A 26,279-nucleotide genomic window follows, 5' to 3' on the forward strand; every position below is an offset into this window, starting at 1 on the left:
CATGCATATCGACATCGACGAAATCGCGAAGGAATTCGGCACCGCGCGGGCGCTGCACCCGGTCTCGCTCTCGATCCCGAACGGGGCGCTGGTGGCGCTGCTGGGGCCGTCGGGCTCGGGCAAGACCACGCTGCTGCGCATTCTGGGCGGGCTGGACTATCCCAGCTCGGGGCGGATCTTCTTCGACGGGCAGGACACGACCGGGCTGAGCGTGCAGGACCGCCGGGCGGGCTTCGTCTTCCAGAATTACGCGCTGTTCCGGCATATGAACGTGTTCGAGAACATCGCCTATGGATTGCGCGCCCGCAGGCGCCGCGACCGTCCCGCCGAAGCCGAAATCACCCGCCGGGTGAACCGGCTTCTGGCGCTGATCCAGTTGCCCGATATCGGCGCGCGCTACCCCGGTCAGCTTTCGGGCGGGCAGCGTCAGCGCGTGGCGCTGGCGCGGGCGCTGGCCATCGAGCCGCGCATGCTCCTGCTAGACGAACCGTTCGGCGCGCTCGACGCCAAGGTCCGCAAGGAGTTGCGCCAGGGCCTGCGCGAAATCCACGACGCGACCGGGCTGACCACGCTTTTCGTCACCCATGACCAGGAAGAGGCGATGGATCTGGCCGATCTCGTCGTGGTGATGTCGATGGGCCGGATCGAACAGGTCGGCAAGCCCGCCGAGATCCGCGCCCGCCCGGCCTGCGCCTTCGTGCGCGATTTCGTGGCGGCCTGAGCGGAAACCGGGTCGAAGCCCGGCGGACGGCCTTATTTCGAACGCCCGGCCCGGGGCCCGACCGAGGCCTCGGGCAGCGTATCGGGATCGAAGCCCCCGACAGCACCGCCATAGGCGCGTCAGCCCCTCAACGCGCGGTCGCGGCGGGAAGCGCCGCCCGGCCTATCGGCCGCAGGCGGCCCGCGTTCCGAACCTCCCATCCCTGCGCGATGGGACCCGCCCTCCCCGCGACGCGCCGCTCACAACGCCCCCGAGACAGCGGAGCCGCTTGTGGCCGGGCGCGAGGCCGCTATGCTCCGGCCCGCGGACATCAAGGCCACGGGAGAGCCCATTTTCATGCAAAAGATCACCGTCGAAACCAAACCCATCGAAGGCCAGAAGCCCGGCACTTCGGGGCTGCGAAAAAAGACGCCGGTCTTCATGGCTCCGCATTACCTGGAGAATTTCGTCCAGTCGATTTTCAACGCGATCGGCGGGGTCGCCGGCAAGTCGCTGGTTCTGGGCGGTGACGGGCGCTATTTCAACGACCGCGCGGCGCAGGTCATCCTGCGGATGGCAGCAGCCGGTGGCGCCGCTCGCGTGATCGTCGGACAGAATGCGCTGCTGTCGACGCCGGCCGCCTCGCACCTGATCCGCAAGCGCGGCACCGATGGCGGGATCGTCCTGTCGGCCAGCCACAACCCGGGCGGGCCGGACGAGGATTTCGGGGTCAAGTTCAACACCCCCAATGGCGGCCCCGCCCCCGAGGAGGTGACGAACCGGATCTTCGAGGCGACGAAGACCATCACCTCCTACGAGATCGTCGAGGCCCGGGATCTGGACCTGTCGGCCCCGGGCGAGACGATGCTTGGCGGCACGGTGGTCGAGATCGTCGACCCGGTCGCCGATTATGCCGAGCTGATGCAGAGCTTGTTCGATTTCGACGCCATCCGGCGGCTGATCGCTGGCGGCTTCACGCTGCGCTTCGACGCGATGCATGCGGTGACGGGGCCCTATGCCAAGGCGATCCTCGAGGACCTTCTGGGCGCGCCCGCAGGCAGCGTGATCAACGCGGTGCCGCAGCCCGATTTCGGCGGCGGCCATCCGGACCCGAACCCGATCTGGGCCAGGCCTTTGGTCGACCTGGCGATGGGACCCGACGCGCCCGATTTCGCGGCCGCCTCGGATGGCGACGGCGACCGCAACATGATCCTCGGGCGCGGCATCGTGGTGACGCCCTCGGACAGCCTGGCGGTGCTGGCGGCGAATGCGACCCGGGCGCCGGGCTATGCGGCCGGGCTGAAGGGGGTGGCGCGCTCGATGCCGACCTCGCGCGCCGTCGACCGGGTGGCGGCGGCAGCGGGGCTGGACTGTTACGAGACGCCCACCGGCTGGAAGTTCTTCGGCAACCTGCTCGATGCCGGGCGGGCGACGCTGTGCGGCGAGGAAAGCGCCGGGACCGGATCGGACCATGTGCGCGAGAAGGACGGTCTCTGGGCGGTGCTTCTGTGGCTGAACATCCTTGCCGAGACCGGCCTTTCGGTGGCCGAGACCCTGCGCGCGCATTGGGCGGCCCATGGTCGCAACTACTACACAAGGCACGATTATGAGGCGGTCGACAAGGATCGGGCCGAGGCGATGCTCGAGGCCTTGCGCGGGCGGCTCGACAGTCTGGCCGGCCAAAGCTTTGCCGGGCGCAAGGTCGAGATGGCCGACGAATTTTCCTATGACGATCCCGTGGACGGATCGAAAAGCACGGGCCAGGGGCTGCGCATCCATTTCGAGGGCGGCGCGCGGATCGTCTACCGGCTGTCGGGGACCGGCACGGTCGGGGCGACGCTGCGGGTCTATCTCGAGGAGTATACCGACGATCCGGCGCGACTGGAGCTCCCGGTCGAGGAGGTGCTGGCCGATGTGATCGCCGCTGCCGACGAGATCGCGGGCATTCGCGACCATACCGGCAGGACCGAACCGGACGTCCGGACCTGAGCACTCCCGCGCGCGTCCCGGGCCATCGCTTTGCTTGTCATGCCCTGGGCGCGGTGCGGTGAAGTGAGTTGAAACAGGCGCCTTCGGCGCGCCGAAGGCAGGTGCGGCGGGCGCAGAGGCGCCCGCCTGCGAGGGGTTACTTGCCGTGAGTGCGGAAGCGCGCCTCGTCCTCCATGAAGGTCTTGTCGCCGATCTCGCCCGCATGGCCACCGAAGGGCATCTGCGCGACCAGCGTCCAGCTGGCAGGCACGTCGAAGGCCTCGGCCAGGGCAGCATCCGCAACCGGGTTGTAATGCTGCAGGCTCGCCCCGATGCCTTCCTCGGCAAGCGCCGTCCAGACCGCCAGTTGCGCCATGCCCGCCGAATGCTGAGAAAAACGCGGGAAGGCGTCGGCATAGATCGGGAACTGCTCCTGCAGGCCCTTGATCGTGTCCTCATCCTCGTAGAACAGCACCGTCCCCGCCCCGGCGGCAAAGCCCTTCATCTTGGCTTCGGTCGGGCCGAAATCCTCGGCCGGAACGATCTTGCGCAGCTCGGCCTCGATCAGGCCCCAGGCCTTCTCGCTTTCGGCCCCGAACAGGATGACGGCCCGCGAGCTTTGCGAGTTGAAGGACGAGGGCGCATGCCGGATCGCCGCCTTGATCAGGCCTTCCACCATGTCGGCCGAGAGCGGAAGATCCTTGCCGAGAGCATATTGCGTCCGGCGCTTCTGCAACAGCTCGAGCGTCTTGTTCGACATCTGGGAAGTCTCCTGAATGTTCTGCATATCGGGAGGCTATATTTCGCGATCGGCCACCGGCTTCAATGGCAGGCACTGCGCGAAGGCGCACAGCCTGCGTGCTTTTGAGGCCGCCCGCATCCAAGGTTGTGGGTCACCGGCATGCGCCGCCACCTGCTTCGGTCTGTGCCCGCCGATGGCTCCTGCCTGGTCGCGGCGGTCCGTCCGGCCAGCTTTTGCCGCAAGTGCTCTGCCAGTTCTGCGGCGACCGGCCGGGCGTGACGGACGGCGAAGACCATAGAGGCTCGCGCCGCAAGCCTCTCGTCTTCCGCCGCATCCCGTAACGGCCGCCCAACTCTCTCTTTTCGGCTCGTGCCGCCGCGGACAGGCCCCTCCCCATGCCCCGCGACGATCTTGAAGCATCCTGGTCCAAATCATCCCGACACTTGCCCGGATCGGCAGGAGCGGACATAAAATGCGGGAAGGGAAATGCGTGCCTTCCTCCGGTCTCCGCCCGTTCCGCCCCCCCTTGCCTGGGGGCGCGGCCATGCTGCCCCCGGCTCCGGACGGTTCGGCGCCTCCGTCGTCGGACGGCGGGATCGGGAGGGAGATCCGAGATGACCCAGACCCAACGCGCCGCACAGGCGCCGCTTGTGACCCCGGTACTGATCGCCGGCTCGGTAATCCTGCTGATCGGCTTTGCCATCCGCGCCTCTTTCGGGGTGTTCCAGATCCCGATTGCCGAGGAATTCGGCTGGGCACGCACCGAATTCTCGCTGGCCATCGCGATCCAGAACCTTGCCTGGGGCATCGGACAGCCGCTGTTCGGCGCGATGGCCGAGAAGATCGGCGACCACAAGGCCATCGTTGCGGGCGCATTGCTCTATGCGCTGGGGCTGGTGCTCTCGGCCTTCGCGATCCAGCCTTGGCAGCATCAGGGACTTGAAGTTCTTGTGGGATTCGGCGTCGCGGGCACAGGCTTCGGCGTGATCCTCGCCATTGTCGGCCGGGCGGCGGCGCCCGAGCATCGCTCGATGGCGCTGGGGGTCGCGACCGCCGCCGGGTCGGCGGGGCAGATCGTGGGGCCGCCCTCGGCCGAGCTGCTGCTGCGGCTCCTGCCATGGCAGGGCGTGTTCATGGTCTTCGCCGGCGTGGTGCTGGCCTCGCTGCTGGCGCTGCCCTTCATCCGCTCGCCCCAGATCGCCAGCCGCGCCGAACTGGAGGAAAGCCTCGGGCAGGTGCTGGGCCGGGCCTTCCGCGACCCGTCTTTCGTCATGATCTTCATGGGGTTCTTCTCCTGCGGCTACCAGCTTGCCTTCATCACCGCGCATTTCCCGCCCTTCGTGGCCGAGCTTTGCGGACCCATCGTGCCGGGCGGCACGCTGTCGGCGATCGGGATCACCACCACCTCGGCGCTGGGGGCGGTGGCGATCTCGGTGATCGGTCTGTTCAACATCCTCGGCACGGTGACCGCGGGCTGGCTGGGCAACCGCTACAGCCGGAAATACCTGCTGGCGGGCATCTACACGGCACGCACCGTAGCCGCGGCGGCCTTCATCCTGATGCCGATCACCCCGGGCACGGTGCTGGTCTTCTCGATGGTGATGGGGGCGCTCTGGCTGGCCACGGTACCGCTGACCAGCGGGCTTGTCGCCCATATCTACGGGCTGCGCTACATGGGCACGCTATACGGCTTCGTCTTCCTGTCGCACCAGATCGGCGGCTTCCTCGGCGTCTGGCTGGGCGGCAGGCTGTACGACCTCTATGGCAATTACGATCTGGTCTGGTGGGTCGGCGTGGGCGTCGGCGCCTTTTCGGCGCTGGTGCATCTGCCGATCCGCGAGACGCCGATCCCCGCCCGCGCCGCGGCCTGAAGGCTTTGACGCGGAGCCGTGCCCTGCCCTATCCTTTCCGCCAGCAAGGGAGACACGAGGATGGCCGGAGGCTGGGCGCGCGACGGCGCGGTGAACGATCAGATCGACGCCTCGATCGAGGACGAGCTGAACCGGATGAAGGCAAAGCGCGCGCCCATGGGCGAAAGCCTGACGCACTGCGCCGAATGCGGCGAGCCGATCCCCGAGGCGCGGCGCCGCGCCCTGCCCGGCGTCAAGCTCTGCATCGATTGCCAGGGAGACCGCGACCGGCGGCCGGTGACCCGCGGCGGCATCAACCGGCGCGGCTCGAAGGACAGCCAGCTCAAGTGACGGCTGTCGCAGGATTGACCCGCGCGGCACTCTCCTGTACTCAAGACCAGTCTGCGCCTTCTGTCGCGTGAACAGAAGCCGCCTGTCCGGCATGACCGGGCCGCGGCACAATCTGCACAGACGATCCGTTCCCATCATCACGCGAGGGGTACAGGGGCCGCCGCCGACCGGACCGATGCGTTCGGGGCGTTGCGGGCCCGCTCACCCGTTCGCAGAGGCGAACGCATTTTGACGAGGCGTCCGTGACGGGCGCCCGAAAGGACACTGTGACGACATTCGACAAGATGGGCCTGCCCAAGCGGCTTGTGACGCGGCTGGCCGAGACCGGCATTACCGAGCCCACCCCGATCCAGGCCCGCGCCATTCCCCCGGCGCTGGAAGGCCGCGACGTGATCGGGCTGGCGCAGACCGGCACCGGCAAGACCGCAGCCTTCGGCCTGCCGCTTCTGACCGCGCTGGCCGAGAGCCGCGGCAAGCCCACGCCCAAGACCGCCCGCGCCCTGGTGCTGGCCCCGACCCGCGAGTTGGTCAAGCAGATCGCCGAGAGCCTCCGGCCGCTGGTCGCGGGCACGCCGGTCAGCGTCGAGACCGTGGTCGGCGGCGCCTCGCTTTCGGCGCAGGAAAAGCGGATGGCGCGTGGCGCCGATCTGCTGGTGGCGACGCCCGGGCGGCTGATCGACCTGATGGGTCGGGGCGCCGTGGTGCTGGCCGAAACCCGGTTCCTGGTGCTGGACGAGGCCGACCAGATGCTGGACATGGGCTTCATCCATGCCCTGCGCCGGATCGCGGCCAAGCTGCCGAAGGAACGCCAGACCATGCTGTTCTCGGCCACCATGCCCAAGCAGATGGACGAGATTGCCGCAAGCTACCTGACCAATCCGGTCCGGGTCGAGGTGAGCCCCCCCGGCACCGCCGTCGACAAGATCACCCAATCGGTGCATTTCCTCGAGAAGGCCGAGAAGACCGGCCGCCTGATCGAGCTTCTGGACGGGCATCGCGACGACCGTGCCATCGTCTTCGGCCGCACCAAGCATGGCGCCGAACGGCTGTCGAAACAGCTTGAACGGGCCGGTTTCGCGACCGCCTCGATCCATGGCAACAAGAGCCAGGGCCAGCGCGACCGCGCGATCAAGGCGTTCCGCGCGGGCGATGTGCGGGTGCTGGTGGCGACCGATGTGGCGGCGCGGGGCATCGACATTCCCGAGGTCCGCCATGTCTACAATTTCGACCTGCCGAACGTGCCCGACAACTATGTCCACCGGATCGGTCGCACAGCGCGGGCCGGGGCCGATGGCGCGGCGGTCGCGTTCTGCGCCCCCGAGGAGATTTCGGAACTGCGGGCGATCCACAAGGTGATGGGCTGCGCGATCCCGGTTGCCTCGGGCACGCCCTGGGAAGGGCTCGAACCGAAGCAGTCGCGGGGCGGCCCGCGCGGCGCGGGCAAAGGCGCGGGCAAGCCGCCCGCCAAGGCGCGGGCGCGCCGTCGCCCGCGCAACAAGAACCGCGCGGCGGCCTGAGCCCCCGGAGGGCGCCTGTCGTCACCCTCACAAGTTACGGAAAACGCCCGCCCAGGAAACCGGGCGGGCGTTCTTGCATCTTACCAGCCTCGACGCCAGCCTCAGGCCGGTTCGAGATCCAGCCCACGGCCCTTCAGCAGCGCCTCGACCCCGGGCAGGCGGCCGCGGAAGGCGGTGTAAAGCGCATCGGGTTCGACCGTGCCGCCGGTCGACAGCACGTTTTCCTCCAGCGCCCGGGCCGTCGCCGGATCGAAGGCATCGCCCGCCTCCTCGAAGGCCGCGAAGGCGTCGGCATCCATCACTTCGGACCACATGTAGGAGTAATAGGCCGAGGCATAGCCGCCCGCGAAGACATGGGCGAAATGCGGCGTCGCATGCCGCATCCGGATCGCGTGCGGCATGCCGATGGCCTCCAGCAGCTCGGCCTGTTTCTGCATCGGGTCGGCGGGCGCGGGGCCGTCGTGAAATTCGAGATCGACCAGCGCCGAGGCGATGAATTCGACGGTCTGGAACCCCATGTCGTAGGTCGCGGCCGCCAGCACCCGCTCGCGCAGCGCCTCGGGCATCGGCTGCCCCGTTTCGGCATGGGTGGCGAAACGCTCCAGCACCTCGGGCACTTCCAGCCAGTGTTCGTAAAGCTGGCTCGGCAGCTCGACGAAATCGCGCGGCACCGAGGTACCGGACAGGCTTTCATAGGTCACATCCGACAGCATCTGGTGCAGCGCATGGCCGAATTCGTGGAACAGCGTCCGCGCATCGTCATAGGACAGAAGCGCGGGCCGCCCCTCGGCCGGTTTCGAGAAATTGCAGACATTCACGACATGCGGCCGGATCTCGCCCGCCAGCTTCTGCTGACTGCGCAGCGCCGTACACCAGGCCCCCGATTCCTTGCCCGCCCGGGCGAAATAATCGCCGATGAAAACGCCCATATGGCGGCCATCGCGGGTGACCTCCCAGGCCCGGGCATCCGCATGGTGCAGGGTCACGTCCAGCGGCGTGAAATCGAGCCAGAACAGACGGTTGGCGCAATCGAAGGCGGCCTCGATCATGCGGTCTAGCTGCAGGTAGGGCTTCAGCTCGGCCTCGTTGAGATCATGCAGCGCGCGGCGGCGTTTCTCGGAATAGTAATGCCAGTCCCAGGGCTCGAGCGGCGCCGAGCCCCCGTCGGCGACCAGCATCTCGGCAAGGATCGCGGCATCGGTCTCGGCACGCGCCCGGGCCGGGGCCCAGACCTGCATCAGCAGATCGCGCACATTGCCGGGGGTCTTGGCCATCTGGGTTTCCAGCGCATAGGCGGAATAGCTGTCATAGCCCAGAAGCGCCGCACGCTCGGCCCGAAGCTTCAGCGTTTCGGCCACGATGCCACGGTTGTCGGTGGCGCCGCCGCGCGCGCCGCGCGAGGTCCAGGCCTCATAGGCCGTCTTGCGCAGATCGCGACGGGGAGAGAATTGCAGGAAGGGCACGATCACGGACCGCGACAGCGTCACGACCGGGCCATCCGCCCCGCGCTCGTCACCCGCGGCCCGGGTTGCCTCGACCACGAAGCCGGGCAGGCCCGCGAGATCGGCCTCGGCCAGCGGCATCGTCCAGTCGCGCTCGTCGGCCAGGAGGTTCTGGCCAAAGGCGGTCGACAGTTCGGCCAGCCTTGTGTTGATCGCGCGCAGCCGCCCGCGCTCGTCTTCGGGCAGGGCGGCCCCGGCCCGGACGAAGTCGCGATGCTTGCGATCCAGCAGCCGGGCCTCTTCGGCGCTCAGATCCAGCGTCTCGCGGGCCTGCCAGACGGCGTCGATCCGCTCGAACAGGGCGCGGTTCAGCACCACATCCGACGAGAAATCCGCAAGCTTCGGCGAGAAGGCACGCTGCAGCGCCTCGCGCGCCGGGGTCGAGGAGGTCGAGGCCAGCAGGTGGAAGACCGACAGCACGTCGGACAACGCCTGCCCCGACCGTTCCAGCGCCTCGATGGTATTGGCGAAATCCGGCGGCTCGGAGGCCTCGGCGATGGCCGCGATCTCGGCCCGGGCCTCGGTCAGCGCCCGATCGAAGGCCGGGGCGAAATCCTCGTCCGAAATGGCGGCAAAGTCGGGAAGCTCGAACGGCGCCATGCGCGGCGCCAGCAGGGGATTGGTCATGGGGCTCTCCATTTGCCCAAAGGCATAGCCGGATCGACGCCGGGTTCAAGCCCGGGGAGGCGTTGCGACCGGGTCGAACCCGGCCCGGCAGGCCGCGCGGCCCGAAGCGCTCGGCACGGGACCGCCACAGCCCTGCCCCATGCAGTCCCGGGTTTTGCCCCGCTTCGTGATCACACCATTCGCAAGCGTGATCACAAAAGGGAAAAACATAGCATGATCACGGGAATTTAAGGAAAAGGCCGTTTCGCCGCACCACCGTTCCGTGCTTATACAACGGGAATTCGTACCAGCACGGGACAGTTTGATGAACATCCACGAATACCAGGCCAAGGCGTTGCTGCGCAGCTACGGCGCGCCGGTGTCGAAAGGGCATGTCGTCACCAAGGCGGAGGAAGCGAAGTCGATCGCGGCCGATATCGACGGGCCGGTCTGGGTCGTCAAGGCGCAGATCCACGCAGGCGGCCGCGGCAAGGGCCGCTTCGTCGAGGAAGAGGCGGGCGAAAAGGGTGGCGTGCGGCTGACCAAATCGGTCGGCGAGGCCGCCGAGGAAGCCAAGAAAATGCTGGGCCGCACCCTCGTCACCCATCAGACCGGCCCCGCGGGCAAGCAGGTCGGCCGGGTCTATATCGAGGAAGGCGCGGGCATCGACCGCGAACTGTATCTGGCCCTTCTGGTGGACCGTCAGACCAGCCGGGTGGCCTTCGTCTGCTCGACCGAGGGCGGCATGGACATCGAGGAGGTCGCCGCCAAGACCCCCGACCGCATCCTCAGCTTCTCGGTCGATCCGGTCACCGGCTATCAGGGCTATCACGGCCGCCGCATCGCCTTCGCGCTGGGGCTGACCGGCAACCAGATCAAGCAATGCGTCCGGCTGATGGGCCAGCTTTACAAGCTGTTCACCGAGAAGGATTGCGAGCTGCTGGAGATCAACCCGCTGATCGTCACCGATCAGGGCGACCTGCGCTGCCTCGATGCCAAGATGAGCTTCGATTCGAACGCGCTCTACCGGCAGGAGGATATCCTCGCGCTGCGCGACGAGACCGAGGAAGACCCCAAGGAGCATCAGGCCTCGAAATACGACCTGAACTACATCGCGCTCGACGGCGAGATCGGCTGCATGGTCAACGGCGCGGGTCTCGCGATGGCGACGATGGACATCATCAAGCTGTACGGCTCGGAGCCCGCCAACTTCCTCGACGTGGGCGGCGGCGCGACCAAGGAGAAGGTGACCGAGGCCTTCAAGATCATCACCTCGGACCCGAATGTGAAGGGCATCCTGGTGAACATCTTCGGCGGCATCATGCGCTGTGACGTGATCGCCGAGGGCGTGGTCGCCGCGGTCAAGGAAGTCGGGCTGAAGGTGCCGCTGGTCGTGCGCCTCGAAGGCACCAATGTCGAGAAGGGCAAGGCCATCATCAACAATTCCGGCCTCGACGTGATCGCGGCGGACGACCTGTCCGATGCGGCGCAGAAAATTGTCAAAGCGGTGAAGGGGTAAGATCCATGGCGGTTCTCGTCGACGAAAACACCAAGGTGATCTGCCAGGGCTTCACCGGCAGCCAGGGCACCTTCCACTCCGAACAGGCCATCGCCTACGGCACCAAGATGGTCGGCGGCGTCACGCCCGGCAAGGGCGGCCAGAGCCATCTGGAGCTGCCCGTCTTCAACTCGTGCCACGAGGCCGTGGCCAGGACCGGCGCCAATGCGTCGGTGATCTACGTGCCGCCGCCGTTTGCGGCCGACTCGATCCTTGAGGCCATCGACGCCCAGATCCCGCTGATCGTCTGCATCACCGAGGGCATCCCGGTGATGGACATGATGACCGTCAAGCGCGCGCTGGAAGGCTCGAACTCGACCCTGATCGGGCCGAACTGCCCGGGCGTCATCACCCCCGACGCCTGCAAGATCGGCATCATGCCCGGCCATATCCACAAGCGCGGCTCGGTCGGCGTGGTGTCGCGCTCGGGCACGCTGACCTATGAGGCGGTCAAGCAGACCACCGATGTGGGCCTTGGCCAGTCGACCTGCGTCGGCATCGGCGGCGACCCGATCAAGGGCACCGAGCATATCGACGTGCTGGAATGGTTCCTGGCCGATGACGAGACCCAGTCGATCATCATGATCGGCGAGATCGGCGGCTCGGCCGAAGAGGAAGCGGCCCAGTTCATCAAGGACGAGGCCAAGAGGGGCCGCAAGAAACCCGTCGCGGGCTTCATCGCCGGCCGCACGGCGCCTCCGGGCCGCCGCATGGGCCATGCCGGCGCCATCGTCGCCGGTGGCAAGGGCGGGGCCGAGGACAAGATCGAAGCCATGAAATCGGCCGGGATCGTCGTGGCTGACAGCCCCGCGCATCTGGGCGAAGCGGTGCTGAAGGCGATCGGCTGAGCCTGTCGCCAAGGGAGGCAAAATGGGCTTTGCGGCTGCCGTAAAGGTCTGTTTCAGAAAGTACTTCACCTTTTCGGGGCGGGCGTCCCGCCCCGAATACTGGTGGTTCGTTCTGTTCACGTTGCTGGGCAGCATCGCCACCGGGCTGCTGGACCTTCTGCTGTTCCCGAGCGCGATCCATACCGGACCGGGCAGCATCGAGGCCGAAAGCGACGGCCCCCTTGTCACCCTTTTCACGCTTGCCGTTTTCATGCCCTCGGTTTCGGCGGGCTGGCGGCGCATGCATGACAGCGGCCGAAGCGGGCTTTACTACATCTATCCGCTGATCGTGCTGGTCGGCATCTTGGGCTTTGCCCAGTTCGTCGGCGCCTTCGGCCTTGCCGGTTCGGGCGATCTGGCAGAGGCCTTCACCGGCATCGCGGGCCTCGTGCTCATCCTTTCCTTTCTGGTTCTGATGATCTCGCCTCTTCTGGTGATCTGGTGGCTGACCCGCCCCTCCCAATCCGGCCCCAACCAATACGGTCCAAACCCCCATGAGGTAACTCCATGACCGAGCAAAGCGCGAACGACATCTTTCACAGCTCGTCCTTCCTTCAGGGCCATAATGCCGAATATGTGGAGCAGCTTTACGCCCGCTATGCCAATGACCCGAACGCGGTCGACGAGGCCTGGCAGAGGTTCTTCGCCGAGCTGGGCGATGACGAGGTCTCGGTCAAGCGCGAGGCGGCGGGGCCGTCCTGGGCGCGGCGCGACTGGCCGCCGGCACCGAATGACGATCTGACCGCAGCACTTGACGGGCAATGGCCGACGCCGCCCGCCGCCCGCGAGGCCAAGGCCGCCGAGGAGAAGATCCGCGAGAAGGCGGAGGAAAAGGGCATCGCGGTCACCGATGACGAGGTCAAGCGCGCGGTGCTCGACTCGATCCGGGCGCTGATGCTGATCAGGGCCTACCGGATCCGGGGCCATCTGGTCGCCGATCTCGACCCGCTGGGGCTGCGCAACCCGACGCCGCATCCCGAGCTCGATCCGAAGTCCTACGGCTTCACCGATGCCGACATGGAGCGGCCGATCTTCATCGACAACGTGCTGGGGCTGCAGGTTGCCTCGATGCGCGAGATCCTCGCCATCGTGCAGCGGACCTATTGCGGCACCTTCGCGCTGCAATACATGCACATCTCGGACCCGGAACAGTCGTCCTGGCTGAAAGAGCGGATCGAGGGGCTTGGCAAGGAGATCAAATTCACCCGCGAGGGGCGCCGCGCGATCCTGAACAAGCTGGTCGAGGCCGAGGGCTTCGAGAAGTTCCTGCATGTCAAGTATATGGGCACCAAGCGCTTCGGCCTCGACGGCGGCGAGGCGCTGATCCCGGCGATGGAACAGATCATCAAGCGCGGCGGGGCGCTGGGTCTGAAGGAAATCGCCATCGGCATGCCCCACCGCGGCCGCCTCTCGGTGCTGGCCAATGTGATGGGCAAGCCCTACCGCGCGATCTTCAACGAATTCCAGGGCGGCAGCTTCAAGCCCGAGGACGTGGACGGTTCGGGTGACGTGAAATACCACCTAGGGGCCTCCTCCGACCGCGAATTCGACGGCAACACCGTGCACCTGTCGCTGACCGCGAACCCCTCCCACCTCGAGGCGGTCAACCCGGTCGTGCTGGGCAAGACCCGGGCCAAGCAGGCGCAGATGAACGACCATGACCGCAAGCAGGTGCTGTCGGTGCTTCTGCATGGCGACGCGGCCTTCGCGGGCCAGGGCGTGGTGGCGGAATGCTTCGGCCTGTCGGGCCTGACCGGGCATCGCACCGGCGGCACCATCCATATCGTCGTGAACAACCAGATCGGCTTTACCACGGCGCCGCATTTCTCGCGCTCTTCGCCCTATCCGACCGATATCGCGCTGATGGTCGAGGCGCCGATCTTCCATGTCAACGGCGACGACCCCGAGGCCGTGGTGCATGCCGCCAAGGTCGCCACCGAGTTCCGCCAGAAATTCGGCAAGGACGCGGTGCTGGACATCTTCTGCTATCGCCGCTTCGGCCATAACGAGGGGGATGAACCGATGTTCACCAACCCCCTGATGTATCAGAAGATCAAGAAGCATAAGACGACGCTGCAGCTTTATACCGAACGGCTGGTCGAGGACGGGCTGATCCCCGAGGGCGAGATCGAGGACATGAAGGCCGCCTTCCAGTCCCATCTCAACGAGGAATTCGACGCCTCGAAGGAGTTCAAGCCGAACAAGGCCGACTGGCTTGACGGACGCTGGTCGCATATCCAGCGTGGCGGCGGCGACGACTATCAGCGCGGCGATACCGCGATCGGCGAGGAAACCCTGCAGGAGCTGGGCCAGGCGCTGACCACGCCGCCCGAGGGCTTCGATCTTCACAGGACGGTGGGGCGCCTGCTCGACGCCAAGAAGGAGATGTTCGCGACCGGCAAGGGCTTCGACTGGGCGACGGCCGAGGCGATGGCCTTCGGCAGCCTGCTGACAGAGGGCTATCCGGTGCGGCTCTCGGGTCAGGACAGTGCTCGCGGCACCTTCAGCCAGCGCCATTCCGCGCTGATCAACCAGGACACCGAAGAGCGCTACTATCCGCTCAACCACATCCGCAAGGGGCAGGCGAAATACGAGGTCATCGACTCGATGCTCTCGGAATATGCCGTCCTGGGCTTCGAATACGGCTACAGCCTGTCCGAGCCCAACGCGCTGGTGATGTGGGAAGGCCAGTTCGGCGATTTCGCCAATGGCGCGCAGATCATGTTCGACCAGTTCATCAGCTCGGGCGAACGCAAATGGCTGCGGATGTCGGGGCTCGTGGTGCTGCTGCCGCATGGCTACGAGGGTCAGGGGCCCGAACACAGCTCGGCCCGGCTCGAACGCTTCCTGCAGATGTCGGCCGAAGACAACTGGATCGTCGCCAACTGCTCGACGCCGGCCAACTACTTCCACATCCTGCGCCGCCAGCTGCATCGCAGCTTCCGCAAGCCGCTGATCCTGATGACGCCCAAATCGCTGCTGCGCCACCGGCTGGCAATGTCGGAGGCCAGCGAATTCCTCACCGGTTCGTCCTTCCACCGCGTGCTCTGGGACGATGCCGAGACCGGCCACATGTCGGAAACCAAGCTCAGGCCCGATGCCGAGATCAAACGGGTCGTGCTGTGCTCGGGCAAGGTCTATTATGACCTGCTGGAGGAACGCGACGCCCGCGGCATCGACGACATCTACCTGATGCGGCTCGAGCAATTCTATCCGTTCCCCGCGCTCAGCCTCGTCAAGGAGCTGGACCGGTTCCGCGACGCCGAAATCGTCTGGTGTCAGGAAGAACCCAAGAACCAGGGCGGCTGGACCTTCATCGAGCCCAATCTGGAATGGGTCCTGACCCGCATCAATGCCAAGCACGGCCGGCCCCGCTATGCGGGCCGCCCCGCCGCCGCCTCGCCGGCCACGGGCCTCGCCAGCACGCATAAGGCACAACAAGCCGCGCTCGTGAACGACGCGCTGACCATCGAAGGGTAACCGCCATGTCCACAGAAGTCCGTGTCCCGACGCTCGGGGAAAGCGTCACCGAAGCCACCGTCGCCACCTGGTTCAAGAAGCCCGGCGACGCGATCGAGGCCGACGAGATGCTCTGCGAACTGGAAACCGACAAGGTGACGGTCGAGGTCCCCGCCCCCGCGGCGGGCACGCTTTCCGAAATCGTCGCGGCCGAAGGCGAAACGGTCGGGGTCGACGCGCTTCTGGCCACCATCGCCGAGGGGGCGGCCGCGCCCGCTCCGAAGGCCAATGGCGGCACCCCTGCCCCGGCTCCGGCTGACCATGCCGGCGCCGAAGACCTGCCGGTGATGGTGCCGACGCTGGGCGAAAGCGTGACCGAGGCGACCGTCTCGACCTGGTTCAAGCAGGCGGGCGACAAGGTCGAACGCGACGAGATGCTGTGCGAGCTCGAGACCGACAAGGTCTCGGTCGAGGTGCCGGCTCCCGCATCGGGCGTGCTGAAGGAAATCCTCGCCGCAGAAGGCACCACCGTCGAAGCGGGAGGCCAGCTGGCGGTCCTGTCGTCGGGCGAGGGCGCCGCAGCCTCTGCGACGGAGGTCAAACCCGCCGCAGCGGCCAGCAAGGGCGGCTCGGGCAAGGATGTCGAGGATGCCCCCTCGGCCAAGAAGCTGATGGCCGAAAAGGGCCTGACCGCGGCCGAGGTCAAGGGCTCGGGCCGCGACGGGCGGATCATGAAGGAAGACGTGCTGAAGGCAGCCTCGGCCCCGAAACCGGCGGCGTCCCGCGCCTCCGAGCCGTCCAAGCCCGCGGCCATCCCCGATGCGGCCCGCGCACCGATCCCCGCCGAGGATGCCGAGCGCGAGGAACGGGTCAAGATGACCCGCCTGCGCCAGACCATCGCGCGGCGCCTGAAGGATGCCCAGAACAGCGCCGCGATGCTGACCACCTATAACGAGGTGGACATGTCCGGCGTCATGGCGCTCCGGAAGGAATACAAGGACCTCTTCGAGAAGAAGCACGGGGTGAAACTGGGCTTCATGTCCTTCTTCACCAAGGCCTGTTGCCATGCGCTGTCCGAGGTGCCCGAGGTCAATGCCGAGATCGACGGCACCGACATCGTCTACAAGCGCTTCGTCCATATGGGCATCGCGGTGGGCACGCCCTCGGGGCTGGTGGTGCCGGTGCTGCGCAATGCCGACAGCATGAGCTTTGCCGAGATCGAGAAGCGGATCGCCGAGATGGGCACCCGCGCCCGCGACGGCAAGCTGTCGATGGCCGAGATGCAGGGCGGCACCTTCACCATCTCGAACGGCGGCGTCTACGGCTCGCTGATGTCCTCGCCGATCCTGAACCCGCCGCAATCGGGCATCCTCGGCATGCACAAGATCCAGGACCGGCCGATGGTCGAGGGCGGCCAGATCGTGATCCGCCCGATGATGTATCTGGCGCTCAGCTACGATCACCGCATCGTCGACGGCAAGGGCGCGGTCACCTTCCTCGTCCGCGTCAAGGAAGCGCTGGAAGACCCGCGCCGCCTGCTGATGGATCTCTGATGTTTTAAGGGGTGCGGCCAACCTGTCCGGCCGCGCCCGCCCGGCCTCCTGTTCAGAAGGATCCTCGATGACCCCCGAACTTGCCGCCCTTGCCGCAACAGCCTTCATCCACCTTGCCGCCGTGCTCTGGTCCCAGCGCGCGCTCGAGGCCGATGTGGGCCGCGAAGGCAATACCGGCCCCCGCGACGACATCGGGGACCGGCTGTCGCCCCTTACCCTCCGCCTGCGCCGGGCGCTGGCCAACCATGTCGAGAATACCGGCCTTTTCGTGATCGCGGTCGTGCTGGTGCAATTCACCGGCTCGAACGGCTGGTTTACCGCGCTTTGTGCCTGGATCTTCGTCGCCGCCCGTGCGCTCTACCTGCCCGCCTATGCCTTCGGCTGGGTGCCCTGGCGGTCTGTCATCTTCATGGCCGGGCTTCTGGCCTGTTTCGCCATGATCCTCGCCAGCATCTTCTGAGGCCCGCATGACCCCCGAACTCACCGCCCTCGCCCTCGCGATCCTCGTCCAGGCCGTGCAATTCGTCCTCATGGCGATCCCCGCCAACATGGAGCTTGGCACGGAATACACCACCAGCCCCCGCGACACGCCCCCCGATCAGCAGCTCTCGCGCCGGACCGGACGGATGCAGCGGGCGCTGAACAACCATTTCGAGGGGCTGATCCTGTTCACCGCAGCAGTGGTCCTCGTCACCGTATCGGATCAGTCGAGCTGGTTCACCGCGCTCTGCGCCTGGATCTACCTGATCGCCCGCATCGCCTATGTCCCCGCCTATATCCGGGGCTGGGTGCCGGGACGCTCGATGATCTGGGCCGCGGGCTTTGCCGCGACCATCCTGATGACGCTCGCCGCCCTGATATGATCTTCTTCTTGGCGGAAATACCCCGGGGGGAGCCGCCCGGCACGGGCGGCGGGGGGCGGATGCCCCCCTGCCCGGCCGCCATCCCAACAATCGCCCGTAAAGGAGGCCCCGAATGGCAAGCTATGATGTGATCGTGATCGGTTCCGGCCCAGGCGGCTATGTCTGCGCCATCCGCTGCGCGCAGCTTGGCCTGAAAACCGCCTGCGTCGAAGGCCGCGACACGCTGGGCGGCACCTGTCTCAATGTGGGCTGCATCCCCTCGAAGGCGCTCCTGCATGCCTCGCACCAGCTGCACGAGGCCCAGCACAATTTCGAGAAGATGGGCCTGAAGGGCAAGCCGCCCTCGGTCGACTGGACCCAGATGCTGTCCTACAAGGACGAGGTCATCGGCCAGAACACCAAGGGCATCGAGTTCCTGTTCAAGAAGAACAAGATCGACTGGCTCAAGGGCTGGGGCTCGATCCCCGAGGCCGGTCTGGTCAAGGTGGGCGACGAGACCCACAAGGCCAAACACATCGTCATCGCCAGCGGGTCCGAAGCTTCCAGCCTTGCGGGCGTCGAGATCGACGAGAAGACGATCGTCACCTCGACCGGCGCGCTGGCGCTGCCCAAGGTGCCGAAGAAGATGATCGTGATCGGCGCGGGCGTGATCGGGCTGGAACTGGGTTCGGTCTACGCCCGGCTCGGGGCAGAAGTGACGGTCCTCGAATATCTCGACCAGATCACCCCGGGCATCGATACCGAGGTGGCGCGCAGCTTCCGCGCGCTCCTGAAGAAACAGGGCCTGAACATCGTCACCGGCGCCGCCGTGCAATCCGCCGAGGCGCTCAAGACCAAGGCCAAGGTCACCTACAAGCTCCGCAAGGATGACAGCGAGCATCAGATCGACGCCGACGTGGTGCTGGTCGCGACCGGCCGCAAGCCCTATACCGACAAGCTGGGTCTGGACGCACTGGGCGTCGAGATGACCAAGCGCGGCCAGATCGCCACCGACGCGCATTACAAGACCTCGGTCGACGGGATCCATGCCATCGGCGACGTGATCGAGGGCCCGATGCTGGCCCACAAGGCCGAGGACGAGGGCATGGCCGTGGCCGAGATCCTCGCCGGTCAGGCGGGCCATGTGAATTACGACGTGATCCCGGGCGTGATCTACACCCATCCCGAGGTTGCCTCGGTGGGCCAGACCGAGGACCAGCTGAAGGAAGCGGGTCGCGCCTACAAGGTCGGCAAGTTCTCCTTCATGGGCAACGGCCGCGCCAAGGCCAATTTCGCCGCCGACGGTTTCGTCAAGATCCTGGTCGATGCCGAAACCGACCGCATCCTCGGCGCCCATATCCTCGGGCCCTCGGCGGGAGATCTGATCCACGAGGTCTGCGTCGCGATGGAATTCGGCGCCGCGGCCGAGGATATCGCCCGCACCTGCCACGCCCATCCGACCTATTCCGAGGCGGTGCGCGAAGCGGCCCTGGCCTGCGGCGACGGCGCGATCCACAGCTGACGCGGAGGGCCATCCCGGAAACGGTAAGGGGCGGCGGCCGCAACGGCCCCCGCCCCTTTGTCATGCCGGAGGGCACGATGGTGCACCAGCTCCCAGAGAAAAACCGGCGCACCGCGAAATTGAAAGGCCGGAGCGGAGTTCTCCACCGCCCCCGGGCGAAAAAAGGAGGGAAAACTGGCCAGCCCGCTTCGCCCGCCCCGGGCCATGCTGCCGACCTTGCATCCGGCCCCTGACCGGCCCCGCCCAAACGCACCTCCCGGGGATTGGACAGCCGCCGGGACCGCTGGCCCTCCGCGCGCCCCGCACCGAGGGCGACCATTGCCGCCGCCAAGCATCATTCCTGTTGGCGGGACCGCCTTTGGGGGCGGAAGGATGGCCCTGTGGCCCATCCCTAACATCGGGGTTCCTCGTGAATTCAACGATCAAACGGTGCTGGGGGCTTGCAATACGTCGTGGAGTCACATGAAAGTAATGCCAAGTGAGCCGGACCAAGGATGTATGTGAACAAGGATTTATGTGAAAATGCGGAAAACCCTGAAGACATTCGGCAGCGTCGCGGTACTGGGCGCAGCCACCTTGACGATGACAGGCAGCATTGCTTTCGGGCAGTCGGTCGTGAAGGACTCGGCCAACGTGACCATGTTCGGCGCGGATGCCGCATTCACCCTCCCCAAGGGCGACATGTATTTCGGTGCGACGCTGTCCGACCCGCGCGGCGGCGTCTCGGGCAAGGGCACCGATGGCGACATGTCGATGGGCATCGGCTTCGGCAACCCGATCACGTCGCTCGGCTTCGAGCTCGACCTGAACGTGACCGGTCTTGAGCCCTTCGGCGACTCGGGCAACTTTACCCTGAAAACCTCGCGCGCACTTCTGATGCGTCCGAACCACGTGATCTTCGGGTCCGCCGCGGTATCGAACCTGGCCGCCTGGGGCGATTCCAACGTGGGCAACGAGCGCTGGAACGCGACGATCTCGGGGCTGACCCAGTTCGAGGGCGCCGACCTGATCCACCCGTTCATGTGGACGGTCGGCTACGGCTCGGACGCAGTGCTCAGCACTGCGGGCAGTTCGCTGACCGAAGAGGGCTGGTTCGCCGGCGTCGGCATCGGCGTGACCGAAACCTTCGGGATGTCCGTCTCGGCGACCGAGAACCAATACAATGTCGGCGTCGGGGTGAGGGTTCCCGGGATCGAGGGGCTGAACGTGTCCTACGGCGTCAATGACATCACCGACCACATGGACCGCAAGCAACAGATGCTGACCCTCACCTACAGCCTGAACGATGTCTTCGGAGGATTCTGACATGACCATGAAAATGGCACTTTTCGCCAGCGCGACCGGCCTCGTCCTGGCCGCATCGGGCCCGGCCCTGGCAGGCGGCGTGTCCCAGCCCAACAATGTCGGCGGCTCGCCCAGCACCCAGGCGGCTGCGGCCAGCACGGTCAACGCCGCCATCGCCGCGGCCACGACCACTATCTCCCGCGTCAACTCGGCACCGAACGCGGCCGGAGGGGCGCTTGACACCACTACCACGACAGACCTCGACGACAGCGACATCACCGTGACCCGGGATGTCTCCGGCGACGCACTCTTCAACGGCGAGCCGGCCGTGGTCAATGGCAAGCCCAACCTGAGCGTCTCATTCGGGCTCACCTACGACCGCTGATTGTCCGGACGCCGCCCCTCAGGTGGTGGCGCCCGTCAGCTTCCGCGATACCCCGGTCCTGCCGCGGCTCGAGGCCGGGCCGGAACCGCTGCGGGATCCGCCGGACGGATCAGGTCGCGAGAAATTTGAGGCTCTGGGTGACGTCGGTGCGCACGGCCAACCTCAGCGACGGCTCGTCGCCCGCCCGGAGAGCGGCCAGAATGATCCGGTGATGCTGCGGCGGCTCGGTCCGGCCCAGACGCCCGTAGAAAGACCGCATCGTCGGACCAAGCTGCAACCAGACCGTTTCGGCCATGGCCAGCATAGCGGGGGCCTGCGCACGCAGATAAAGCGCGCGGTGAAATTCAAGATTCTTCTGGATATAGGCCACCGCATCCCCGCGCGAGACCACCTCGCCGATCTCGGCATTGATCTTCTGCATCCGCTCGATCAGGGCGAAATGGGCCCGCGGCAGGGCACGGCTTGCCAGTTCGGGCTCCAGCAACCCCCGCAGTGAGGCCAGTTCCTCCAGACGCTCGTTCGACAATTCCGGCGTAGAGACCCGCCCCGAGGAGGACAGCGTCAGCGCGCCCTCGGCAACGAGCCGCCGCACCGCCTCTCGCGCGGGCGTCATCGACACCCCGAAGCTCTTGCCAATACCCCGCAGCGTCAGCGCGGCGCCCGGGGTCAGCTCGCCATGCATGATCTGCGTCCGCAGCGTCCGGTAAAGCCGCTCATGGGTCGCAGATACGGTGTCACCGGATCGGGTCTGGATCAGCATGGGGCAGATAGTGCGACCGCACGGGGCCGCCCGTCAATCGCCGAAACGCACACGGTGCAGCGCCGAGCCATTGGCCCGAAGCCAGGCCCGCGGCGCCTCGTAGCCCGGCATCAGCCCCCCGACCACCGCCCAGAACCTGCTGGAGTGGTTCATCTCGACCAGATGCGCGACCTCATGGGCCGCGACATAGTCCAGCACCTCGGGCGGGGCCATGATCAGCCGCCAGGCGAACATCAGATCACCGCGCGACGAACAGGACCCCCAGCGCGACCGCGCCTCCCTGACCGTGAGCCGCCGGTAACCGATCCCCAGCGCGGCGGCATGGCCGTCGGCCGCCGCCGCCAGACGCGCCCGCGCCCGGGTCTTTAGAAAGGCCAGCACCCGGGGCGGCACATCTTCGGCAGGCCCGGGCACCGCCAGCCCGCCCTCGCGCAGCTGCGGCGTCCGCCCGGTCCCCGGCACGAGCGGCAGAGCCCGCCCCTCATAGGGCACCGAGCCCCCGGCCCGGACCACATGATCTTCGGGCCGGTCAGAAAGGTGCCGCCGGATCCAGGCTTCCTTCTCGCGGACGAAGGCAAGCCCATCGGCCTCGGGCGCGCGCTGGGGCAATGTCAGCGTCACCCGCCCGTCAAGCTGCGACACCCGCAGCGAATAGCGCCGCGCCCGAGCCGAGCGGCGCAGCGTGACCTCGAGCGGCGGATCGCCGGGAATGCGGATGATGCTCATCTCTGCCTCGTGTTTTGCACCGAGCATATCAGCCGAAAAGGGCTTTGACACGTAGGGGGACTTGTGGCACGTGGCTGCAACCGCAAAGCCGTGACCCCTGCGAGAGGATAACCATGCCCAAGGAAGAATGGGGCGTTAAGCGCGTTTGCCCGCAATGCTCGACCCGATTTTACGATCTTCAACGCGACCCGATGACCTGCCCGTCTTGCGGCCACAGCTTCCCGGCGGACAGTCTGGCCCCCGGCAAGCAACGGCCGCTCATTGCCGAGAAGGCCGCCCCCGCCAAGGCGCGGAACGACGAGGAACTGGACAGCGATGACGCCATCATCGACGATGACGATGACGGCAACGATGTCGATCTCGGCGACGACGTGCTGGAGGATGATGACGATGACAACGTCTCGCTCGACGACATCGCCGACATGTCCTCCGAGGATGACGACGAGACCTGACCTGCCGGCGGGGCGTCCCTGACGCCCCCCGTCGCGCCCAGCCCCGGCTAAGGCTTGGCGCACTCTCTCCGCGACCAGGCCGCCCCACCACGGAACCGCTCCTTCTGGGGCGGTTTTTTTGCGCGGCTGCCATATGATGCCCCCCTAACCTCTTGCTTCGTTAAGTTTTTTCGAATGTCGGGTCCCAAGCTTTCGCGGCATCGGATCTCGAGCAAAAAATTCGCCGCAGCCCCCTCCCCTCTGCATTTTTCTGCTTGATCTCCTCCACTCGCTTCCATAATACACGCGGGCGGGCCGGAAGGGCCGCACCCGGATGGGGCCATAGCTCAGTTGGGAGAGCGCTTGCATGGCATGCAAGAGGTCAGGGGTTCGACCCCCCTTGGCTCCACCAAAAAAAAACAGTTGAAAAGCACCAGATAGTTCTGCCTTTTTCGTCAGGGGATTTGCCTCTGCCGCGCAGACCGGTGCTGTTTTCCCTTCAAAAATCCATGCTGCCTCGATCCACGCCCATGTTGTGTTGATCTCTCCGCAGCCCTTTCCCCTGTCAAACCCGAGGATGGCCCATGAGCGCCCATTTCTTCGTCGTGACGGGCGGCCCCGGTGCGGGCAAAACCAGCCTGATCACCGAACTCGCCCGCCGCGGCTTTCATACAATCCCCGAATCCGGCCGCGCGATCATCCGCGAGGAGATGCAGGGCGGCGGAGATGCCCTCCCCTGGGCGGACCGCATGGCCTATGCCGAACGGATGCTGGAGCAGGACCTGCGCGCCTACAGCGCCGCACAGGCGCTCTCAGGCCCGGTGATCTTCGACCGCGGTATTCCTGACATTCTGGGCTACCTGACCCTCTGCGGCCTCCCGGTGCCGCCCCACGTCACCGCAGCAGCCAAGGCAGCCCGCTACAACGCCCGCGTCTTCCTTGCGCCCTACTGGGACGAGATCTTCACACAGGACACCGAACGCACGCAGACCCGCACCGAGGCCGAAGCGACCTGCGCCGTCATGCGGGAGACTTACACCGCGCTGGGATACCAAATCACGGAGTTGCCGCGCGCCGACATTGCAACACGCGCCGACTTTGTCTGTGCGCAGCGGGTCAACTGACCGTAATCGCGAGATGCCGTGGCGAAACTGCTGATGCGGACAAACCGCATGGTCCCTCCGGCCTCCCGCTGCCTGACACTCACAGCCCATTGCGGTCACTTGTCCACTTAACCTTCTTTCCATGCTATTTTGGGAAAGGAGGACACCGCCATGGATGGAACACCGAAAGCGACGAAACCCAAGGCTCGTGACGCGAAGACCAAGATCGCGCAAACCCGCATGAGCGTTCTGGAACTGGCGAAAGAACTCGGCAACGTGGCCGAGGCCTGTCGCCAGCGGGGCATGGACCGCACCAGCTTCTACGAGTGGAAACGCCGGTTTCAAACCCACGGCTTCGAGGGGCTGAAGGACCTGCCGCCGATCCACAGGAGCCACCCTCAAACGACCCCGCCGGAGACGGTCGAGCGGATCAAGGCGCTGGCGCTCGAACATCCGGCCTATCCTCGTAGAGCGTCACAGCGAGATCGAGGTAATGCGGCAGCCCCTCGGCGGCGCCGACGAGACGCGCACGGATGTCCTCTTCGGGGATCGGCACCTGCGCAAGGAAGCGGTCGGCATCCTCATCCGAGAGTTCTCCGAGGAGGTGCTGGTCGAGCACGTCTTCCCATCGGTTATCGATCTCCACCCAGCGGAGCTTGTCGCGTCCGAAGATCAGGATCAGCGCGCCGGGGGTCTCGCGCACCAGCGTCTGGAGCCAGACATCTCCCCGAAGCTCGCCCTGTCCGAGCTTCTCGTGGGTGTCGATGGTGATCACCACGCGCGGGCAGCCGATCTCGGCGCGGGCGCGCCAGATGTCGAAGCCCAGGTATTGCGGCAGATGTATCGACCCAGCTGAATCTGCTCAGGTTAAGCCGCTAATGTGAATGCCTCGGCAGGCGTGCGCATGGCAAGGGCCTGATGAGGGCGGCGGTTGTTGTAGAAGCTGATCCAGTCACCGATGACGCGCATCGCGTGCTGGATGGTCTCAAAACGGTGGCGATGCACGCATTCCGGCCGGCCGAGGGTCACCACCAGGAGGAGGTCTCGCATTTCCGCACCTGGCGGCCCGCGCGGCGGATCACGACCGGCGCGGTCCGGCTGACCGACTACAACTTCAAGACCCCGGTGGCGGCGATGGAGACCGACCATCTGGGCGACGCGGCCTACGAACAGGGCCAGATCGAGAGCTTCGACTGGCCGGGCGATTATCTCGATCAGAGCCGCGGCCGGGTGGTGGCCGAGCTGCGCGCCGCGGGCGAACGCGGCCAGGACCGGCGCTTTGAGGCCGAGGGCGATATCGTGGCGCTTGGCGCGGGTCTCCGGGTGACGCTGTCGGGCGATCCGGTGCCCGGGACCGGCGGCGAATACATGTGCCTGAGCGCGCGGCATTCCTACACCGCCGACAACTATGGGTCAGGCGGCTCGGACGATGGCGACGGGCGCGCCTATGACGGGCAATATGTCCTGATGCCGGTCGAGGCGCCGCTTTTGCCCGAACAGAAGACCGCGCGGGCCGACGTGCGGGGGCCGCAGACCGCGACGGTGGTCGGCGAGGGCGAGATCGACTGCGACGAATATGGCCGGATTCTGGTGCGGTTCCACTGGGACCTGGACGAGGCCTGGTCGATGCGCTGCCGGGTATCGCAAAGCTGGGCCGGTGCCGGCTGGGGCGGGATGGTGATCCCGCGGATCGGCATGGAGGTGGTGGTCGAGTTCCTCGACGGCGACCCGGACAAGCCGCTGGTCACGGGCTGCGTCTATAACGGCCGGAATAGGGCTCCCTACGATTTACCCGAGAACAAGACGCGATCTACATTTCGGTCTGACACCCATCAAGGAAGAGGTTTCAATGAGTTGAGATTCGAAGACAAAAAAGGACAAGAGGAAATCTACCTGCACGCAGAGAAGGACCGCAACGAAAAGACCAACAACAACCACACCGAGCGGGTCGATAACAACTGGGTGCAAAGCATCGGCCAGCACAAGGCCATCGAGGTCGACGGCAACCACAGCGAGTCCGTGCATGGCTCAATGACGCTGCATGTCGGTCCGAGCGGGGTTGGGCGTGTGCTCAACGACCGGTTCCGCAAGCTGGTCGAGGGGATTTCTTCTATCGCGGTAAAGATGCCTACACCAGGCATCAACCAGCTCGGTCGCGGCGTATACTCCCTGTTCGCGGACCAGGTGATCAATGAAGCCACCGCAGGAGTGAAGGCGCAGACCATCGGCGTGACGAAGACCGTGAATGTCGGGCGGTCGATCTTCGAGAATGCGGGGCATTCGATCCAGCTCGTCGCGGGCTCGCAAGCGACTATCGAGGCTGGTGACGTGGCTAGCATTGTCTCGAATGGCGAGCTTGAACTGCGTGTCGGAAAGGCGGAGTTGCGTATGACATCCGACGGTTATGTCCGGCTGCGCGGTGACACGCTGTTCATGGAATTAGAAAACGGCATTGAAATGGTCGGTGGAAGCGAAATCACAGCGAATGCGCCGAAAATCAGCCTGAACTGATCGGCCGTCCCTTGCGCACGGA

24 protein-coding genes, 1 tRNA gene and 1 pseudogene are annotated in these 26,279 nt (G+C 66.2%); 20 read left to right on the forward strand and 6 right to left on the reverse strand.

Features of this window, described 5'->3' with window-relative positions:
- Position 1: 1 nt before the first annotated feature.
- Together A6W98_RS17890 and A6W98_RS17895 are read left to right on the forward strand one after the other, a co-directional pair.
- Entirely contained in the window at positions 2-721 is a 720-nt protein-coding gene (locus A6W98_RS17890) for a sulfate/molybdate ABC transporter ATP-binding protein (RefSeq protein ID WP_042465363.1), read from the forward strand.
- A 336-nt stretch (positions 722-1,057) separates the two neighbouring features.
- The gene (locus A6W98_RS17895; RefSeq protein WP_042465366.1) at positions 1,058-2,689 is read left to right on the forward strand and encodes an alpha-D-glucose phosphate-specific phosphoglucomutase; all 1,632 of its coding nucleotides are present in this window, start codon (positions 1,058-1,060) and stop codon (positions 2,687-2,689) included.
- Between the two features lie 136 nt (positions 2,690-2,825).
- Here A6W98_RS17895 and A6W98_RS17900 read toward each other — a convergent pair whose 3' ends face one another.
- On the reverse strand, positions 2,826-3,428 hold the full coding sequence (locus A6W98_RS17900) for a nitroreductase family protein (RefSeq protein WP_042463939.1): 603 nt from the start codon (positions 3,426-3,428) through the stop codon (positions 2,826-2,828).
- Between the two features lie 596 nt (positions 3,429-4,024).
- On the opposite strand from A6W98_RS17900, the gene A6W98_RS17905 reads away from it, so the two are divergent.
- From A6W98_RS17905 to A6W98_RS17915, 3 genes are all read left to right on the forward strand, one after another.
- Complete coding sequence (locus tag A6W98_RS17905; protein WP_042463940.1) at positions 4,025-5,281, forward strand: MFS transporter; 1,257 nt, start codon at positions 4,025-4,027, stop codon at positions 5,279-5,281.
- 60 nt (positions 5,282-5,341) lie between these two features.
- Positions 5,342-5,611: a DksA/TraR family C4-type zinc finger protein gene (locus tag A6W98_RS17910; RefSeq protein WP_042463942.1), complete on the forward strand. Its 270-nt coding sequence runs from the start codon at positions 5,342-5,344 to the stop codon at positions 5,609-5,611.
- Positions 5,612-5,877: 266 nt separating this feature from the next.
- Positions 5,878-7,128 (forward strand): DEAD/DEAH box helicase, encoded by a 1,251-nt coding sequence (locus tag A6W98_RS17915; RefSeq protein ID WP_042463944.1) that lies wholly within the window; start codon positions 5,878-5,880, stop codon positions 7,126-7,128.
- A 101-nt stretch (positions 7,129-7,229) separates the two neighbouring features.
- Here the strand turns inward: A6W98_RS17915 and A6W98_RS17920 are convergent, their stop codons facing one another.
- Positions 7,230-9,257, reverse strand: a complete 2,028-nt coding sequence (locus A6W98_RS17920) for a M3 family metallopeptidase (protein WP_042463946.1) — start codon at positions 9,255-9,257, stop codon at positions 7,230-7,232.
- Positions 9,258-9,561: 304 nt separating this feature from the next.
- Between A6W98_RS17920 and sucC the strand changes: the two genes are divergently transcribed.
- The 10 genes from sucC to A6W98_RS17970 all read left to right on the forward strand — a co-directional run bounded on the left by sucC (position 9,562) and on the right by A6W98_RS17970 (position 20,726).
- The gene (gene sucC, locus A6W98_RS17925) at positions 9,562-10,755 is read left to right on the forward strand and encodes an ADP-forming succinate--CoA ligase subunit beta (RefSeq protein WP_042463948.1); all 1,194 of its coding nucleotides are present in this window, start codon (positions 9,562-9,564) and stop codon (positions 10,753-10,755) included.
- 5 nt (positions 10,756-10,760) lie between these two features.
- Positions 10,761-11,642 (forward strand): succinate--CoA ligase subunit alpha, encoded by an 882-nt coding sequence (gene sucD / locus A6W98_RS17930; protein ID WP_042463950.1) that lies wholly within the window; start codon positions 10,761-10,763, stop codon positions 11,640-11,642.
- Between the two features lie 22 nt (positions 11,643-11,664).
- Positions 11,665-12,192: a DUF805 domain-containing protein gene (locus A6W98_RS17935; RefSeq protein WP_042463952.1), complete on the forward strand. Its 528-nt coding sequence runs from the start codon at positions 11,665-11,667 to the stop codon at positions 12,190-12,192.
- Positions 12,189-15,161 (forward strand): 2-oxoglutarate dehydrogenase E1 component, encoded by a 2,973-nt coding sequence (locus A6W98_RS17940; RefSeq protein WP_042463953.1) that lies wholly within the window; start codon positions 12,189-12,191, stop codon positions 15,159-15,161. Before A6W98_RS17935 ends, A6W98_RS17940 begins: the two co-directional genes overlap by 4 nt.
- A 5-nt stretch (positions 15,162-15,166) precedes the next feature.
- Positions 15,167-16,693, forward strand: a complete 1,527-nt coding sequence (gene odhB / locus A6W98_RS17945) for a 2-oxoglutarate dehydrogenase complex dihydrolipoyllysine-residue succinyltransferase (protein WP_042463955.1) — start codon at positions 15,167-15,169, stop codon at positions 16,691-16,693.
- 67 nt (positions 16,694-16,760) lie between these two features.
- Positions 16,761-17,153, forward strand: coding sequence for an MAPEG family protein (locus A6W98_RS17950; RefSeq protein WP_042463957.1), 393 nt, complete (start codon positions 16,761-16,763; stop codon positions 17,151-17,153).
- A 7-nt stretch (positions 17,154-17,160) separates the two neighbouring features.
- Positions 17,161-17,556: an MAPEG family protein gene (locus A6W98_RS17955; RefSeq protein WP_042463959.1), complete on the forward strand. Its 396-nt coding sequence runs from the start codon at positions 17,161-17,163 to the stop codon at positions 17,554-17,556.
- Positions 17,557-17,668: 112 nt separating this feature from the next.
- Entirely contained in the window at positions 17,669-19,057 is a 1,389-nt protein-coding gene (gene lpdA / locus A6W98_RS17960; RefSeq protein WP_042463961.1) for a dihydrolipoyl dehydrogenase, read from the forward strand.
- 522 nt (positions 19,058-19,579) lie between these two features.
- Positions 19,580-20,362, forward strand: coding sequence for a hypothetical protein (locus A6W98_RS17965; RefSeq protein WP_042463963.1), 783 nt, complete (start codon positions 19,580-19,582; stop codon positions 20,360-20,362).
- Position 20,363: 1 nt separating this feature from the next.
- The gene (locus A6W98_RS17970; protein WP_042463965.1) at positions 20,364-20,726 is read left to right on the forward strand and encodes a hypothetical protein; all 363 of its coding nucleotides are present in this window, start codon (positions 20,364-20,366) and stop codon (positions 20,724-20,726) included.
- Positions 20,727-20,835: 109 nt separating this feature from the next.
- Here A6W98_RS17970 and A6W98_RS17975 read toward each other — a convergent pair whose 3' ends face one another.
- Positions 20,836-21,486: a GntR family transcriptional regulator gene (locus A6W98_RS17975; protein WP_042463967.1), complete on the reverse strand. Its 651-nt coding sequence runs from the start codon at positions 21,484-21,486 to the stop codon at positions 20,836-20,838.
- 33 nt (positions 21,487-21,519) lie between these two features.
- Positions 21,520-22,212, reverse strand: coding sequence for a M48 family metallopeptidase (locus A6W98_RS17980; RefSeq protein ID WP_042463969.1), 693 nt, complete (start codon positions 22,210-22,212; stop codon positions 21,520-21,522).
- Between the two features lie 113 nt (positions 22,213-22,325).
- On the opposite strand from A6W98_RS17980, the gene A6W98_RS17985 reads away from it, so the two are divergent.
- The 4 genes and pseudogenes from A6W98_RS17985 to A6W98_RS21290 all read left to right on the forward strand — a co-directional run.
- Positions 22,326-22,664 carry a TIGR02300 family protein gene (locus A6W98_RS17985; protein ID WP_042463971.1) on the forward strand — a complete coding sequence of 113 codons (339 nt, stop codon included), beginning with the start codon at positions 22,326-22,328 and terminating at the stop codon, positions 22,662-22,664.
- Positions 22,665-22,979: 315 nt separating this feature from the next.
- Positions 22,980-23,055, forward strand: a tRNA-Ala gene (locus A6W98_RS17990).
- Positions 23,056-23,227: 172 nt separating this feature from the next.
- Positions 23,228-23,767 carry an AAA family ATPase gene (locus A6W98_RS17995; protein WP_042463972.1) on the forward strand — a complete coding sequence of 180 codons (540 nt, stop codon included), beginning with the start codon at positions 23,228-23,230 and terminating at the stop codon, positions 23,765-23,767.
- Between the two features lie 150 nt (positions 23,768-23,917).
- Positions 23,918-24,208: pseudogene (locus tag A6W98_RS21290) on the forward strand (helix-turn-helix domain-containing protein); the annotation flags it as partial.
- Here the strand turns inward: A6W98_RS21290 and A6W98_RS21555 are convergent.
- Complete coding sequence (locus A6W98_RS21555) at positions 24,177-24,524, reverse strand: hypothetical protein (protein ID WP_042463975.1); 348 nt, start codon at positions 24,522-24,524, stop codon at positions 24,177-24,179. The pseudogene A6W98_RS21290 and the gene A6W98_RS21555 overlap by 32 nt on opposite strands.
- Positions 24,525-24,613: 89 nt before the next feature.
- On the reverse strand, positions 24,614-24,706 hold the full coding sequence (locus tag A6W98_RS22410) for an integrase core domain-containing protein (protein ID WP_343056065.1): 93 nt from the start codon (positions 24,704-24,706) through the stop codon (positions 24,614-24,616).
- On the opposite strand from A6W98_RS22410, the gene A6W98_RS18005 reads away from it, so the two are divergent.
- A complete protein-coding gene (locus A6W98_RS18005) occupies positions 24,665-26,257 on the forward strand; it encodes a type VI secretion system Vgr family protein (protein ID WP_072071721.1) in 1,593 nt (530 codons plus the stop codon). The two genes, A6W98_RS22410 and A6W98_RS18005, sit on opposite strands and share 42 nt — an antisense overlap.
- Positions 26,258-26,279: the final 22 nt, after the last annotated feature.

Source organism: Rhodovulum sulfidophilum DSM 1374, from assembly GCF_001633165.1.
GTDB lineage: Bacteria > Pseudomonadota > Alphaproteobacteria > Rhodobacterales > Rhodobacteraceae > Rhodovulum > Rhodovulum sulfidophilum.